The sequence below is a fragment of the Streptomyces sp. NPDC002853 genome, assembly GCF_053591915.1.
On the sequence record NZ_JBSFUS010000006.1, the window covers coordinates 372673 to 388055 of the forward strand.

13 protein-coding genes are annotated in these 15383 nt (G+C 69.2%); 4 read left to right on the top strand and 9 right to left on the bottom strand.

What is annotated here, in order from left to right:
* Positions 1–30: 30 nt before the first annotated feature.
* The 3 genes from ACWD02_RS18810 to ACWD02_RS18820 are packed head-to-tail and all read right to left on the bottom strand — an operon-like array spanning position 31 to position 3534.
* Positions 31–915 (bottom strand): GAF domain-containing protein, encoded by an 885-nt coding sequence (locus ACWD02_RS18810; RefSeq protein ID WP_451211583.1) that lies wholly within the window; start codon positions 913–915, stop codon positions 31–33.
* A gap of 25 nt (positions 916–940) precedes the next feature.
* Positions 941–2935 carry a CheR family methyltransferase gene (locus ACWD02_RS18815; protein ID WP_451211586.1) on the bottom strand — a complete coding sequence of 665 codons (1995 nt, stop codon included), beginning with the start codon at positions 2933–2935 and terminating at the stop codon, positions 941–943.
* Entirely contained in the window at positions 2935–3534 is a 600-nt protein-coding gene (locus ACWD02_RS18820) for a chemotaxis protein CheB (RefSeq protein ID WP_451211589.1), read from the bottom strand. The genes ACWD02_RS18815 and ACWD02_RS18820 overlap by 1 nt, the downstream gene beginning before the upstream one ends.
* A gap of 142 nt (positions 3535–3676) precedes the next feature.
* Between ACWD02_RS18820 and ACWD02_RS18825 the strand changes: the two genes are divergently transcribed.
* Positions 3677–6226 carry a polysaccharide lyase family 8 super-sandwich domain-containing protein gene (locus ACWD02_RS18825; RefSeq protein WP_451211592.1) on the top strand — a complete coding sequence of 850 codons (2550 nt, stop codon included), beginning with the start codon at positions 3677–3679 and terminating at the stop codon, positions 6224–6226.
* Positions 6227–6258: 32 nt separating this feature from the next.
* Here ACWD02_RS18825 and ACWD02_RS18830 read toward each other — a convergent pair whose 3' ends face one another.
* Together ACWD02_RS18830 and ACWD02_RS18835 are read right to left on the bottom strand one after the other, a co-directional pair.
* A complete protein-coding gene (locus tag ACWD02_RS18830) occupies positions 6259–6456 on the bottom strand; it encodes a ferredoxin (protein WP_451211595.1) in 198 nt (65 codons plus the stop codon).
* A gap of 8 nt (positions 6457–6464) precedes the next feature.
* Positions 6465–7745: a cytochrome P450 gene (locus tag ACWD02_RS18835; protein WP_451211598.1), complete on the bottom strand. Its 1281-nt coding sequence runs from the start codon at positions 7743–7745 to the stop codon at positions 6465–6467.
* 233 nt (positions 7746–7978) lie between these two features.
* On the opposite strand from ACWD02_RS18835, the gene ACWD02_RS18840 reads away from it, so the two are divergent.
* Positions 7979–8845, top strand: a complete 867-nt coding sequence (locus ACWD02_RS18840) for a radical SAM protein (protein WP_451211601.1) — start codon at positions 7979–7981, stop codon at positions 8843–8845.
* A gap of 10 nt (positions 8846–8855) precedes the next feature.
* Positions 8856–9266 carry a nucleotide triphosphate diphosphatase NUDT15 gene (locus ACWD02_RS18845; protein ID WP_451211604.1) on the top strand — a complete coding sequence of 137 codons (411 nt, stop codon included), beginning with the start codon at positions 8856–8858 and terminating at the stop codon, positions 9264–9266.
* On the opposite strand, the gene ACWD02_RS18850 is transcribed toward ACWD02_RS18845, so the two are convergent.
* The 4 genes from ACWD02_RS18850 to ACWD02_RS18865 all read right to left on the bottom strand — a co-directional run bounded on the left by ACWD02_RS18850 (position 9238) and on the right by ACWD02_RS18865 (position 13501).
* Positions 9238–10938: a hypothetical protein gene (locus tag ACWD02_RS18850; protein WP_451211606.1), complete on the bottom strand. Its 1701-nt coding sequence runs from the start codon at positions 10936–10938 to the stop codon at positions 9238–9240. The two genes, ACWD02_RS18845 and ACWD02_RS18850, sit on opposite strands and share 29 nt — an antisense overlap.
* A gap of 44 nt (positions 10939–10982) precedes the next feature.
* Positions 10983–11753, bottom strand: coding sequence for a S1 family peptidase (locus ACWD02_RS18855; RefSeq protein WP_451211609.1), 771 nt, complete (start codon positions 11751–11753; stop codon positions 10983–10985).
* Positions 11754–11884: 131 nt separating this feature from the next.
* The gene (locus ACWD02_RS18860; protein ID WP_451211611.1) at positions 11885–12454 is read right to left on the bottom strand and encodes a hypothetical protein; all 570 of its coding nucleotides are present in this window, start codon (positions 12452–12454) and stop codon (positions 11885–11887) included.
* A gap of 33 nt (positions 12455–12487) precedes the next feature.
* On the bottom strand, positions 12488–13501 hold the full coding sequence (locus ACWD02_RS18865; protein WP_451211614.1) for an AraC family transcriptional regulator: 1014 nt from the start codon (positions 13499–13501) through the stop codon (positions 12488–12490).
* A 70-nt stretch (positions 13502–13571) separates the two neighbouring features.
* Between ACWD02_RS18865 and ACWD02_RS18870 the strand changes: the two genes are divergently transcribed.
* The gene (locus ACWD02_RS18870) at positions 13572–15149 is read left to right on the top strand and encodes a flavin-containing monooxygenase (RefSeq protein ID WP_451211617.1); all 1578 of its coding nucleotides are present in this window, start codon (positions 13572–13574) and stop codon (positions 15147–15149) included.
* The last annotated feature ends 234 nt before the right edge of the window (positions 15150–15383 follow it).

The following is a 15383-nucleotide window of genomic DNA, read 5'->3' on the forward strand; positions in this document are numbered from 1 at the left end:
GCGCCGGACCACGGGTGTGACCGTGGGCCGCTAGAGCTCCATCGTCCCGGACAGGAAACGCCGGGCGACCGCTTCGGGAGACTCCCCGTACGCGAACGCACGGGCCTTTATGAGCGCGAGGGAATCCGGGAGGGATCTGCCGGCCTGCGCGGACAGCGCGCCCGCGGCCTGGTGGACCACCGCCCGGATATCCGCGCCGCCGTACAGATCGAGGTCTCCGTCGGGGCCGAGCAGTACGCCGTTCAGGAGGGCGCGGGCGACTGTGTGGACGGTGTCCGACCGGGCCGGTGGCGACGCGGGATCGAAGAGGATGAGCGCCCCGACGCAGTTGCCGGAGGACTTCAGCGGCAGCGCGGCGACCGTACTCAGGCCGAGTGCGGCGAGGCCCGCCCCGTACCCCGGCCAGCGCCGCTCGAGGCCGGCGCCCGACGCGAACACGGTGCGGCGGCTCCCCGCGGCGTCGAGCCCGGGCCCCGAGTTCAGGACGAACTCCAGATCCTGGGCGCCGCGTGCGCGACCGTCGGACGCGGCGACGGCGAGCTGCCCCAGGTCCTCCCCGACGAGGGTGAGCGCCGCACTGCGCGTCCCGCACGCCTCGGCGACCCCGGCCATGAACAAAGGGCGGTGCTCGTCCTGGGGTGGGGGCCGGGGCGCCGGACGCTTCGCCGCCCACGCCCACATCTTGCGTGCGTAACTCTCCTGGAGCAGGGCGGTGGTGAGGTGCCTCTCGACCGCCGCGTGGTGCCGCTCGGCCATCTCCGCGTTGAGCGGCACGCCGCTCTCCGCGTGCAGACGGTCGTATCGCTCGGCTCTCGCTGACTCCCGGGCCGCGCGTTCCCTCGCTCGGACGGCTCGCCCCCAGGCGATGTCGCCCTGGTCGCCCACTTCTCGCGAACTGCCTTCCATGGCGCTCATGTCCACCAGAATACGGCTCGCGGGGTTACTTGCCGCGTCCTGCCTCGATGTCTTCCATCAGAAGGACGACACCTCCGCTGTGCGCGTCAAAGGGAGAGCAGATGACGGAACAGTCGATGTGCCGGCCGATGCGGTTCACGGCGGGAATCACCACGGGGCCCGACCGCTTTCCCGACGCGACGCACTCCGGGATGAGTTCACGCAGTTTGTCGGTGGGCAGCCCGAAGTCGAGGGAGAAGAAGTTCTTGCCGAGCACCTCGTCCGCGCGCAGTCCCCACAGCTCCACCGCACCGCGGTTCCAGCTCCGGGTGCGCATGTCGGCGGAGAGGACCACCACACCCGCCGCGATACTGCTCACCACGCCTTCCAGGAAGGCCCGGGCCTCGTCCAGGTCCGTGGAACGCAGCCGCAGTTCGTCGTTCATGGTCTCGAGCTCTTCGTTGCCCGACTGGAGTTCCTCGTTGGTGGTCTCCAGCTCCTCGTTGGTGGACTGAAGCTCTTCGTTGGTGGTCTCCAGCTCCTCGATGCTCGACTGCAGTTCCTCGTTGGTGGTCTCCAACTCCTCGTTCGTGGACTGGAGTTCCTCGTAGGCCGTCTCCAGGTCCTCGCGCACCCGCTTGACTTCGGCCTTCAGCTGCGTGGCCACCGTGACGTCGGTGAACATGACGTTGGTGGCGACCGGGACGCCATGGCTGCCGGTGATCGGCTGGACGACGATGTCGAAGTACTGCACTTCGTTGCCCACGCGCCGCTCGGCGGCGTTCACCCGCAGCGGCCTGCGCTCGTAGTTGGACTGGTCGATCAGCGAGCGCAGTTCGGTGGGCCGGTAGGAGAGCTCGAGGTCCTGGAAGGGACGGCCCACGTCGTGCACCGAGAGGCCGAACTGGGCACGGGCCTCGTTGTTGATCATCACCACGAGGCCGTCCTGGTCGAGCGCGACGCAAGCGCCCTGCGAGGCGTCGAGGATCAGGTCCCGCAGATGACGGGTCCGGGTGAGCGCATGCGTCTCGGCGCCGTCACTCGGCCTCATCTTCAGGGGGACCGCGGGGTAGGGCGGGACGGTGGTGCCGGGCTGGCGACGGAACACCCGCTGGCGGATGTTGATCGCCTCGAAGCGGTCACTGTCGCTCAGGAGCATCTCGGCCTTGCCGAGGAAGAGATAGCCGCCCTCGCGCAGCGCGAAGTGGAAGCGGTCGACGATCTGCGTCTGCGCCTCGACGTTGAAGTACATCAGCGTGTTGCGGCAGACGAGCAGATCGAGGCGGGAGATCGGGGCGTCCCGGGTGATGTCGTGCCGGCCGAAGATGACCCGGCGCCGCAGGTCGGGACGGAAGACGTAGTGGGTGTCGTGCCGCTCGAAGTACTTGTCGCGCAGATCGGTGGAGAGCGTTTCGAGGTTCTTCGCGGGGTAGCGGCCGGCGCGGGCGTCGCGCAGGGCCTCCTCGTCCACGTCCGTCGCGTAGATCTTCACGCGGTTCAGGCTCTCCTCGACACCGAGGGCCTCCGCGAACATGATCGCCAGCGAGTACGCTTCCTCGCCGCTGGAGCAGCCCGCGCTCCACACCCGGATCTCGCCCTCGGGGCCCGCCTCCGTGAGGAGTTGGGGCAGCACCTCGCGCTCGACGAGGTCCCAGGCGTCGGGGTCGCGGAACACCGAGGTGACGTTGATCAGGATCGTGTTGAACAGGGCGCGGAACTCGACGGTGTCGGTCTCCAGGAGGTCGCGGTAGTCCGCGTATCCCTGCGCGCCGACGTCGCTCATGCGCTTGCGGATGCGGCGGCCGAGGGTGGACCGCTTGTAGCCGGTGAAGTCGAAGCCGCGGGCGTCGCGGATGAAGGCGAGCAGATCCTCGAGCCCTTGGTCGACCGTGTCGCCGGCACGTCCGAGCCTCCTCGCGGGTGACTGCTCGGGCGCCTGCTCCGTCGCGGACCGCGGTGTCTGCTCCGTCGTGGGCTCCGGCGCCTGGTCCTCACCGGTGCTCTTCTCGGGCCCGTCTGCGGGTCCGGACGGCTTGCTCATCACTGCCTCTTGCTCTCGACGAGTCCGCGGAGGACCGCGGCGATTTCTTCCAGGCGGAGTACCTGGTCGGCGGCCCCCGAGTTCACCGCTGCCGTGGGCATGCCCGTGAACTGGGCGGTCTTCGGGTCCTCGACCAGCACGATGCCGCCGTGGGCCTTGATCGCGGTCACGCCTCTCGCGCCGTCCACGCCGGTGCCGGTGAGGACGCACGCGATCGCCCGCGGTCCGTAGGTCTCGGCCACCGACTCGAAGAGGACATCGGCGGAGGGGCGGACGAAGTGCACGACATCGCTGTCCGACAGGGCGATCGTGCCGCTCGGCTTCACCAGGAGGTGTCGGTTGGGCGGCGCCAGGTAGACGGTCCCCGGCACGATGCGGTCCTGGTCCTCGGCGAGCCTGATGGCGAGCTCCGTACGCCGGGCGAGCACTTCCGGCAGGACCGTGCGGTGCCGGGGATCGAGATGCTGGACCACGAGCAGCGGCACCGGCAGTCCGGCGTCGAACTCCGAGAGAAGGCTGGTCAGAGCCTGGACGCCACCGGCCGATGACGCGATGGCGACGACGGCGTAGTCCGCTGGGGCGTGCTGCTCGGACGGCATGTACTGAGCCTATCCGGTGAGTGGTCACTCGGCGTAGCGGCGCGGAGCGGCAACACCCTTGTCGCCGGTCGGGTCATCTGCTTGACTCCGCCCGCCAGCACGCCAGATCCCCCATAACGCCAACGTACCGGCGGAGGACGCCATGGAGATCACCCGCAGACGCCTGCTGTCCGCCCTCTCGGCCGCCGGTCTCCTGGCGGTGATCCCCATGCTTCCGGCGAGCGCCGCCGAGGCCCCGGCGGACAGCGCCCGACTGCTGGCCAACACCGTGGACGTCTTCGCCGGGACCGCCGAGTCCAACGCGCGCCCCGAGACCGCCGCCAAGCTCACCGCGATCGACAGGACCGCGCGGACGAACCTGAAGGCGATGGACGACGCGGGCGAGGGCGAGCTCTTCGCCGGTCTGCCGCTCGGCACCGACGACGCCCATCTCAACACGGCCTACAGGCGTCTGTACGAGATCGCCCTCGCCACCCGCGCCCCGAACCCCACCGCCCCCTCGGACCTCTACGGCAACACCGCCGTGCAGCGCCGCGTCATCGACGGCCTCGTGTGGCTGCACGAGCACCACTACGGGGACCAGGCCAAGGGCTACTACGGCAACTGGTTCAACTGGGAGATCGGCATCTCCCAGCACGTCAGCAAGACCCTCGTACTCCTCGTCGACGAGGTCCGGACCCACCGGCCCGAGCTCATCGGCACCTACGTGGCTTCGATGGACGCCTATCTGCGCAACGGCACCGACGGCGACGTGAACCTCGACTCGCGGTTCCACACCGGTGCCAACCTCGCCGACATCACCACCAACCGGATCCTGCAGGGCGCGCTCCTGGGCGCGAGTGGTGAAGCCCGCATCCGCAAGGCCCTCGTGGACCAGCTGACGGTCTTCGTCACCGTCGACCCCTACCACCTCGTCCACGGGGTGACGGACGGCCATTACGCCGACGGTTCGTTCATACAGCACGCCTCCGTCGCGTACACGGGCTCGTACGGGAAGGCCCTGCTCACGCGCGTCGTGCAGACCCTCAAGATCCTCGACGGCACGGGTTTCGCGCACGGCGAGGAGCTGGTGCCGACCGTACGGAGATGGGTGCGCGACGGCTTCGCGCCGCTCATCTTCGAGGGCTGGATGATGGAGATCGTGAAGGGGCGCGCCGTGTCGCGGCCGGACGGCGGCTACGTCGACGTCGCGGTGGTAGTGGAGGCCGTCGTCGACCTCTCCTCCCTCTCCACCGGTGCCGACGCAACCGCCCTGAAGAGCTACGTGAAGCACATCCGCGCCACCTCGCGCGCCGCGCTCAACCCCGCGGCATTCGTCTCGCCCGTCAGCATCGTGCGCTACACCGACATCATCGGCGACACCTCGCTGCCCGCCGCGGACCTCAACCCCGCCTCCCGGAGCGTCGCCTTCAACGCCATGGACAAGAACGTCCACCGCAGACCGGGCTACGCGTTCGCGCTCGCCCGCAACTCCGACCGGATCAGCAAGTACGAGTACATGAGCGGCGAGAACCTCATGCCGTGGTTCCAGGGCGACGGGGCGTACTACCTCTACCTCTCCGGGCAGGACCAGACGCAGGCGTACGGGGTCGACTACTTCACCACGGTCTCTCCGTACGGCCTCGCGGGGGTCACCGCGCCCGTCGAGCAGCGGCGCACGGTCCCCGACCTCTACGGAAAGCCGTACTACGACAACCCGGGCCACCCCCTGAACTTCACCTCCTCGTCCGAGTCGCAGAACAAGTACGTCTACTTCCCGCGCGGCACCAACCAGCACTCCGGGGGCGCCGTCCTCGGGGCGTACGGCGCGGCGGGGGCGGTGCAGTCGAGCGATGTCGCCTTCCAGGAGCGGGAGTTGCTGCCGGACGACTTCGTCGTGTACCGCAACGCCACGGCGACGAAGTCGTGGTTCCTGCTCGACGAGGAGATCGTGGTGCTCGCGGCCGGGGTGGGCGACCGCGCGGGGCGGGCCGTGACGACCACGATCGACGCCAGGACCGCGGCGCCGGACGACGAGGTCTCCCTGACGGGACAGTTGCGTGACGGCCGTGCGTGGGCCGGGGCGGGCACAGTTGACCTCCGGTGGCTGCGGTACGCCAACGCCACGCGCCACACCTCCGTCGGCTACCTCTTCCTGGACACCCCGAAGGTGCGCGTCACCCTGGACGAGGTCACCCGAAGCCGCCGGGTCGTACGCACCGCCAACCCGGACACCGCCGTGACGCGCACGGTCCTCGGCGTGACGGTGGACGGAGCGGCCGGGGCCGCGCCTGCCTCGCTGGCCTACGCGCTGGTGCCGAACGCGGGGGAGGCCGCGCTGCGCTCCTACCGCTCGGGTCGGCCGCTGAAGGTCCTCGCGAACACTGTGCGGCTGCAGGCCGTCAGCCACACGGGCCTCGGCCTGACCGCCGCGAACAGTTTCACGTCGGGGCGCCACGAGGCCGCCGGGCTGCGGATCGACGGCCCCGCATCGGTGCTCGTGAAGCGCGAGCGGCGCGGCACGACCTCCGTGGCGGTGTCCGATCCGACGATGGACCGCGACAGAATCAGCGTGCTGGTCCGGGGAAAAACGTTGCGGCAGGTGGCGGCCGACGAGGGGGTGCGCGTGAGCCGGGCCCATGGCGGCACCCGGATCGACGTGGACACGCACCATGCGTACGGCCGCAGCTTCACGGTGCGGCTGGGAGGCTGACGGCCGCCTGCCCACCTGTCGGGTGTCGCGGGTCAGTCCTCGAAGGCGACGGCCCGCACCGGGCAGGCCCGCACGGCCTCACGTACGAGGGGATCGCCGCCGCCGTCCTCACGGCCGGGGAGCACCTCGCTGAAGCCGTCGTCGTCCTGGGTGAAGACGCTCGGAGCGGTGAGCGCGCACATCCCCGCGCCCACGCACCGCTCGGTGTCCACCGTTACGCGCACGCTCATCTCAACTCCTACCAGGTGACGGGGAGTTCGAGCATCCCCTGAATGGTGTCGCCGGGCTTGAACGGGATCTCCCGTGCGGGCACCGCGAGGCGAAGCCCCGGCATCCGCGCGAAGAGCGTCCGCAGGGCGATGTCGATCTCGGCTCGGGCGAGGTTCTGGCCGAGGCACTGGTGGATGCCGAAGCCGAAGGCGAGGTGGTGGCGGTCGGCGCGGTGGAAGTCCAGTTCCTCCGGGGACGCGTGGGCCGCGGCGTCGCGGTTGATGAGGGAGGTGGAGAAGATGACGCCGTCGCCCGAGCGGATGCTGCTGCCGGCGATGTCGATGTCCTCCTTGGCCACCCGCAGCAGTCCGTCCGCGATGGACAGGAAGCGCAGCAACTCCTCGACGGCGGCCGGCATCAGGGTGCCGTCGGCGCGCAGTTCGGCGAGTTGCCCGGGGTGCTGGAGGAGGGTGAAGGTCCCCAGGGAGATCATGTTCGCCGTGGTCTCGTGCCCTGCGACCAGCAGGATCGTCGCCAGGCCGACGAGCTCCTCGGGGTCGAGCGCACCCTCGGCGAGCTGCCGGTGGATGAGTTCGTCGAGCAGCCCATCGCCCGGTTCACGCCGCTTGCGTTCGATCAACGCGTAGAAGTAGGCGTCGAGTTCATCACGGGCGCGCTCGGTGTCCTCGGCGAGAGGGCCGCGCAGCAGGCGCCTCGACTGCTCCTCGAAGAACTCGTGGTCGGCGTAGGGCACGCCGAGCAGCGCGCAGATCACCATGGACGGCACCGGCAGAGCGAACGCGCCGACCAGCTCGGCGGGTGGCCCCTGCGCCTCCATGGCGTCGAGGAGCCCGTCGACGGTCTCCTGGATGCGGGGCCGCAGCGCGGCGATCCGCTTGACCGAGAAGCTGGGGATGAGCATGCGGCGCTGGGTGTTGTGCACGGGGTCATCGACGCCGAGCAGGGCGACACGGCGGTTGCGTACGTTCGCGAAGCGTTCGGTGGGGGCGGGGAACGCCTCGTTCTCACGATCGGTGGACAGCCGCGGATCGACGAGCAGGTCACGCGCGGCCCCCTGCCCGGTGACCACCCAGACGGAACGCCCGTCGAAGAGGCGCACGCGGGAGAGCGGCCGGGCCTCGCGGAGCGGGGCGTACGACTCCGGGGGGTGGTAGGGGCAGGTGCGGTTCTGGGGGAAGGGGATGGGGGCGGGGGTGATGGGGGCGGAGTCGTTGGGTTCGGGGGCGGGGGTCGGTTCGGGCGCGATCGTTTCAGAGGCGATCGTTTCGGAGGCGACTGATTCCGTCATGGACTGACCTCACAAGCGGAGGGGCTCCTCTTACCTCTCCCATTGGATGCCTGGGGCATCTATTTGGTCCACGACAAGACAAGCCAGATAGCTGCCTGTTCGGCGCCAGGATCTGGCCGGAATCGACCCTTCCGCCCCGAGGTGCGTTTGCGTACGCGCCCCGATACGAGTTCGAGCGCGCCGCCCCGGCCAACGGCGGCTCACCAGAGCCCTCTTTGCTCTAAAGTCCCCCCATGCTCATCCCCGCCTTCGTCGACATGCGGCCCATCGGAAAGTGCAATCTCAGTTGCCCTTTCTGCTTCGGGCCGAGGCACGAGGTCCCCTCCATGTCCCGGGGCGTCGCGCTCAAGGTCGCGGCAGCTCTGAAGGACCGGGGTGTGCGCGGCGTCGTCATCTCCGGCGGTGAGCCGACTCTGCTCTCCTATCTCGACGAGCTCGCGGCCGCACTGCGTGAGCCCGGCGAGGACGGCAGCGCACCGCGAGTCGTGCTGAGCACCAACGGGCTGGCTCCGATGCGCACAATGGAACGCATCCTGCCCAGCCTCTCCTGGATCGCGCTGCCCCTGGAGTCCGCCGACGCGGACGAGCATCGGGCGATGCGTACCGGCGTCGCGCCACACCGCGACAAGATGCTGGCGCTGCTCGGAGAGGTGCGCAAGAACCACCGGCACGTCAAGGTGAAGCTCGGCACGGTCGTCACACGGTTGAACGTGCGGGGCGCGCCCGACGTTCTGAACCTCATCGACGACGCCTGCAGGCCCGACGTCTGGAAGCTCTACCAGATGTCAGAGACCAACTACGGTGCGGACAACAGGGATTGGCTCGCCATCGGGGACGACGAGTTCGAGGACGTCGTGCACCGGTGCGAGATCGCGGCCGAGAAGCGCGGCGTCACGCTGAGGGTCTACCGGAACAGAACCCGCACCGGCAGCTACTTCTTCATCGACCCGGACTGCGAGGTCGTCGTCGTCGACGAGGGTGGGGAGCGCAGGATCGGGAACTTCTTCGAGAGGCTCGCGGAGAGCTTCGGTGAGCTGCCCCCGCCGGTCGAGGGAACGCGCAACATCGAGAATTTCACCGGCACCTACCCGGACACATGAGGAGCCCGCGATGACGACACAGGTACGCGTAGGGGTCCAGGCGATCGTCCGCGAGGGCGGTCACGTGCTGCTCGGTCTGCGGGCCAACACCTTCGGCGACGGCACCTGGGGGCTGCCCGGCGGACACCTCGAGGTGGGGGAGTCCCTGGCCGGCGCCGCCTGCCGGGAACTGGCGGAGGAGACGGGCCTGCGCGCGGTCGGCACGCGCGTCGCCTGCGTCACCGATCCCGACCCGGCGGCCAATCACCACATGCAGGTCGGCGTGGAGATCCTCGACTTCACCGGAGAGCCGCGGGTTCTGGAGCCCGAGCGGTGCCTGCGCTGGGAGTTCTGGCACCTGGACGAGTTGCCCGACGCGCTGTTCGTGGGATCGGCGGGGGTCCTCCGCAGCGTCAGGGACGGGGCTCTCCATCTCCCTTGAACCGGTCGTCCGACTGGGCGCGCACCGCGTCCCGTAGCGCCCTCTTGTGTTGTTCCTCGCTCGCCTCGAACTGGTCGAGTGTGCTGGCGAGTTCCCACTGGATGTCGAACTCCGCCCGACTGTCGGAGTAGTACCTGCTGTCCTTGTGGAACTCCACCTCAAGAACATTGAGTTTGCGGCGGGTCCTGCGTTCCGGGTTGGAGGTGATGTAGGGCTCGAAGAACCCGCGGTCCGTGGTGAGCAAGGTCGAGCCGGGGATGTCGATATGGGTGAGCCGTAACTCGATGCGGTCGTGATAGGTCTCGCGAAGCGTGCGGTAGGCCTCTATGACGTGCAGGAAAGTCTTCGAGTAGTAGTCACTCGCCGCGATGATGTCCACGATGTTGTGGGAGTTGGGGCGCTCCGCCGTCGCGTCGTGCTTGGTGAAGATGGCGAGGTTGTTCCAAGGGCTGCTGATGATGGCGTAGAAGTAACTGCCCTGATTCAGGGCGTGGATCACCTGCGGATGGAAAAGCTTCAGATCCTTCAGGAAGAATGACGCGCCCGCGTGCGCGACCAGCCTGATCACATTGCGCTCGTGCCGCAGGGCGTCGCCCTTCGCCTTGTTGCGCGCACTGTTCTCCTGCGGTGTGTACACATGCTCGATGAGATAAGGGAGTTCATCCGAGGGCGCCGTGGCACCCCGCATGTCCGCGAGCGCCTCGCGCAGGGCGAGCGTCTGGGAATGGTCGCGGCCCAGGGTCCGTGCGGCCCTCGTGGTGGCCGAATCGAGCAAGGAAACGGCCTGGTGCCTGCGCGACGCGCAGAATGCCGTGCCGTCCGCCGCGTCGAACTCCGCGGTCGCGAGCGCCGCCTGGGCGACCAGCGTCTCCTGGTGATCCGCGCCGAGGAGCGCGGAGGCGCGGAGGTGGGCGATCTCCAACTGACCCAGTTCCGCCTCGATCCGCTCCTCGTCCTGGACCGCCTTGGCGGCCTGGAACCTCGCCTGGGCCAGGGCCGAGCGGGCCGCTACGGCCTTCGGGTCGTCGTCGTCCTTGAAACTCGTGAACCAGTCGACCGATGCGGTGAAGTCGCCGAGTGTGCGCGTAAGTTCGGCGGTGTCCCGCCGGATCGATGCCACTTCGACCCGCACCCAGTCGGCGGTCAGTCGTGCCTCCGGGTCGCCTCCGTAGTACTTGCCGAGGACGGTGACCGCCTTGTGCGCCCACGCCTTGGCGTCCTCCAGATGCCCGGCCCGTAGGCTCACGGCGCTCAAGTTGGCCAGGATGCGGGCAAGTTCGGGGGCTGCGGCTCGCTGTGCTCGGTTGAGGGCGTAGTTCAGGACCATGCGGGCCCGGTCGAGATCGTCGTGCTCCGCGAGCAGCGCGCCCAGTTCGTTCCAGGTGTCGGCCTGGAACTGCTCCTGGTCCGCTTCCGCCAGCTCCATGTGGCGCAGGGTCACCGCGGCGAGAGCGTGCGAGCGTTCCCTCATGTCGAGTTCGAGGAGCAGCTGTGCGAGGTTGATGTGCTGGCGGGCGTGGGGGCGCAGGCGGGCGTAGGGCGCTTCCGGGTTGGTGAGGCGATCCACGTAACCCGCCAGTGATTCCCTCAGGTCGGACCGGGCCGTTCCGTGCGCCTCGAGGGCGTCCTCCGCAGTCGCCAGCGCCTGGCTGACGTTCGCGATCGTCGTCATGTCCCCTCCGGGAGACGGGCCGCCATGGGTGTGCGGCATGATCGTCACGGCCGGGGCCGGTGCCAGCGCAGGTTCACATAGCTGGTCACGGCGGCCAGTCCGGCCGGCACCGTGCGGTCCTTGCGGGCCAGTGCTTCCGCTTCGTGGTCCTGGCGCACCTCGTAGACGCGCTCGGAGTCGGACAGCGGCTGTCGTGGTTCGGGGCGGAACTTGAACGTGTCGAACCGGCGCACCGCCTCGTCGATCGTGCCGGCGAACAGCGTGCCCTCCTCCGCGTCCGTGGCGGAGGGCCGTGCGACGAGGAGCCCGAGGACGACCGTGGGCCGGTCGGGATCGGGTGTACCGCGGTCGACGGGGCTGCCGGCGAACTTCCTTACGTCGTCGCAGGAGCCGTCGTGCCGCAGCCGGTGGCAGCTGACGGCCTGCTCGCCCGTGCTCTGATAGATGACCGATACGTGGCTCACGGTTCCCCGCAGCCTGCCGTTGCCCGAGGGCCTGCGGCCCGCGGTCCACGCTTCTCCTTCGCGTGCGACGTCGAAGTGGATTCCTGGGAGCGGTACCTTCTCGCCTTTCTGGAAAAGGATCTTCACCAGAGCCATGTCGGAAAGGAGATCGAATTGCTGGACCTCGCCCTCCAGGCGCCTGCCGTCCGGAAGCCGGAGGTGGACCGGGCGCATCCGTTTCTCTTTCTCATCTCCCAGGCAGTGCGCCGCAGTCAAGGCGAAATGCCTGGTGAGACGCACCCCGGAACCGATGCGATCGTTGTTCCGGAATATCTGGATCAAGTGTTTGTGGCGCGGCTCGTGATGCGTCATGGGTTCGTCCCCCCGTCCGATCCCAGGAGTGAGCAACTGCCCTGTACGGCGGCTTGCTGCTCTTGCGCTGTGAATATGCAATGGTAGCCACGAACGGTTCCGGACCGGGAGTTACCGCACAAGAAACGTTCTCAGGCCCCCGGTCGAGGTGGTCCCTCCGTATCCGTGCGCCGAAAAGGGCGCCACTTCCACCACGATCTTCTTCGTTTCCTCGTTCCGTGCACCTCTTCGCGCAGGATGCCCAGGAGCAGGTGGTCGGAATCCTCCGATTCCTTTACGCGTTCGGTGAATTCACGCCACAGCGGGTCCGTCTGACTCACCCGGGGATTGGTGCCCTCCTGGTTGTCCCACGTGTGCCACGCCTCGATCCACGCGCGCATCGCCTGGAAGGCGGCCCAGTGCGCGTCGAGGACCGGGGTCGTGGCGTAGATCTCCAGCCGGGCCGCGAGGACATGGACGTCGCTCACCGCGGCACCGGTGCCGTCCGGCCAGTCGCCCGTGTCCGACAACTGCGCGCGCAGGGCGCCGACCCGGTGCACGGCGATCATGGCCTCCTCGTAGACGTCCATGCACCGTGACCACACGCGGTTCTCGCGCTCGCGCCGGTCCGTCGCGTGCTGGGTGAGCCAGGCGCCGGAGAAGGAGGCCACGGCGCCCAGGGTCATGCCGGTGATCGCCGCTTCGGCCGGATTGAGTCCCACCCCGCCAGCATGAGGGGTCGGCAACGGCCGCGCCTACGCGCCCGCTTCACAAGACGTGCTCCGCACCTCCCGCGGAGTCACCCCCCACCACCTCCGGCAGCAGCGGTTCAGGGCCGACTGTTCGGAGAGGCCGAGGAGCAACGCCACCTGGCCCAGCGGGAGTTCGGTGGTGGTGAGGTAGCGGTGGGCGGCCCCGCGGCGTTCCTCGTCGATGATCCGCGCGAACGTCGTGTCCTCGTCCCGCAGCCTTCGCTGGAGTGTCCGGGGGTGGACGTTCAGCAGGTGGGCCACCGTGCCGATCTCGGGTGGCGTCGTGCCGAGCGATCTGGCCACGACCGCACGGACACCGCCGACGACGTCCGCCCCCTCTTTGAGGAGTTGCTCGTCCAGGTACGCGAGTGCGAGGCGCCGCAGATGCGCGTTGCCGCCGCCGAGTGGCCGGTCGGCCAGGGCCAAGGGGACCCGTAGCAGCGCCGCGGGGCGGTCCGCCTTCACCGGTACGCCGAAGAACTCCTCGTACACCGGCAAAGGGGCGAGCAGCGGATGGGGGAGCTCTACGGAGCCGAGGCCGTACGGGCCGACCAGGTAGAGGATCGCCCGGTGCATGAAACCCAGGGAGAGGTCGATGCCCTGCGGTGGCGCCTCGACGCCCTCGCGCACGCCGTAGCGCAGGGCGGCCACCCCCGGAGTCCCGTAGGGATCGGGCTCCAGGCTCAGGCTCAGCGAGCGCGCGTGGACGAACAGATAACGCGTGGTGCATTCCAGGGCGTCCCCGAGGGTGGCGGAGTTCTGGATGGCGAGAGCGAGGGCGCCGAGCATGCCCAAGTCCTGCCGGGCCGCGATCCGCAGGCCGAGATCGGGGCAGCCGAGGTCCGCGGCGGCCAGCTCCAGTACGGTGGCCATCGCCTCCTCGGGCACCAGGAGGTCGTCCGCGTCCAGCGCGGCCGTGGGGCAGCCCGCCTGCCGGGCGTACGCCTCGGCGTCGCCCCCGAGCTCCGCCACCGTGGCGCGGAAACCCCGCAGCCCCGCCGATCTGATCACGGACATGTCGTCCAGGGTCAAAGATCTGTCGTCCCGGGTCAATTCCTGCCGGGTGTGCTTCCGGACACTGGAGGGCATGACGCACACCGCAGAGTCAAGGACCGCAGGTACCGGCGCCCCCGCCGAGCACATCGACGTCGTGATCGTGGGCGCCGGACTGTCCGGTGTCGGCGCCGCCTACCGGCTGCAGACCGAATGCCCGGAGCGTTCGTACGCGATCATCGAGGCGCGGCAGTCCATGGGCGGGACGTGGGACCTGTTCCGGTACCCGGGTGTGCGCTCGGACTCCGACATGTTCACCCTCGGCTACGCCTTCAAGCCCTGGCGCGACTCGAAGGTGCTCGCCGACGGCCGGTCCATCCTGAACTACATCAAGGAGACGGCCGCGGAGTTCGGCATCGACCGCAGGATCCGTTACGGGACCAAGGTCGTCGGCGCCGACTGGTCCACCGCGACGGCACGCTGGACGGTGACCCTGCAGCGCACCGACGAGCACGGCAGCAGCAGCCTGACCACCGTCACCTGCGACTTCCTGTACTCCTGCGCGGGCTACTACAACTACGACCAGGGCCACGCCCCCGAGTTCGAGGGAGCCGAATCCTTCACCGGCACGGTCGTGCACCCGCAGTTCTGGCCCGAGGACCTGGACCACGCCGGCAAGCGCGTGGTCGTGATCGGCAGCGGCGCCACCGCCGTCACCCTCGTCCCCGCGATGGCCAAGGCCGCGGCCCACGTCACCATGCTGCAGCGCAGCCCCACCTGGATCGGCTCGCTGCCCTCGCGGGACAGGCTGGCCGACGGCGTCCGCGCCGTACTGCCGGCGAGCGTGGCCCACCGGGTCGTGCGGACGAAGAACATCCTCTTCACCATCGGCCTCTACCAGTTCTGCCGCCGCAGCCCCAAGGCCGCGCGACGCCTGCTCACCGGCCTCAACAAGCGCATCGTCAAGGACGACCAACTGGTCGCCGACCACCTCACGCCGTCGTACGACCCGTGGGACCAGCGGCTGTGCGCGGTGCCGGACGCCGATCTCTTCGAGGTCCTGAGGACGGGCGAGGCCGAGATCGTCACCGACCACATCGACCGCTTCGTCCCCGAGGGCATCCGGCTCAAGTCCGGCCGCGTCCTGGAGGCCGACGTCGTCGTGACCGCCACCGGGCTCCAACTCCTCGCCTTCGGCGGCATCGCCCCGCGCGTCGACGGCCGGCCGGTCGAACTGAACAAGCAGTTCGTGTGGCGCGGCGCGATGATGACGGGCGTCCCGAACTTCGCCGTGTGCATCGGCTACACCAACGCCTCCTGGACGCTGCGCGCCGACCTCACGTCCCGCCTCGTCTGCAAGGTGCTCAACCACATGCGCGACAACGACTACGCGGCGGTGGAACCGAGGCCGACGAGCACACTCGGCGAACGCCCGCTGCTCGACCTCGCGTCGGGATACGTCCAGCGCTCCATCGACGCCTTCCCCCGCCAGGGCGACCGCGGCCCCTGGAAGGTCCGGCAGAACTACGTGCTCGACGCCGCGTCGACGATGCGCACCAACCTGCGCAAGACGCTCGCCCCCACGCTGCAGTCCACCGTGCGCGGGGCCCGTACGGCGGCGGCCGAGCGGCCCGTCGCCGCCGGAAGCGAAAAAGGTTGGCGCTCCGCCTGAGGCCGGGGCTAGGGTTGGTCCCGTTCGTCCGGCGGTCTGTTGGCCCGCCGGTGCCGGTTGAGTGTGATCCAGGAGGTGTGACCGATGGCTGTCGTTGAGATGGGCGCTGCCCGCATCGAGAAGTCCGTCCATTCCACCTCCGTGGCCACCGGCTGACCTTCCCTTCCTCCACGCGCCAGTGCGTGCGTGCGCCGGGGCCACCCTGTGAAGGGTCACCCCTTGTCTTCCTCTTCT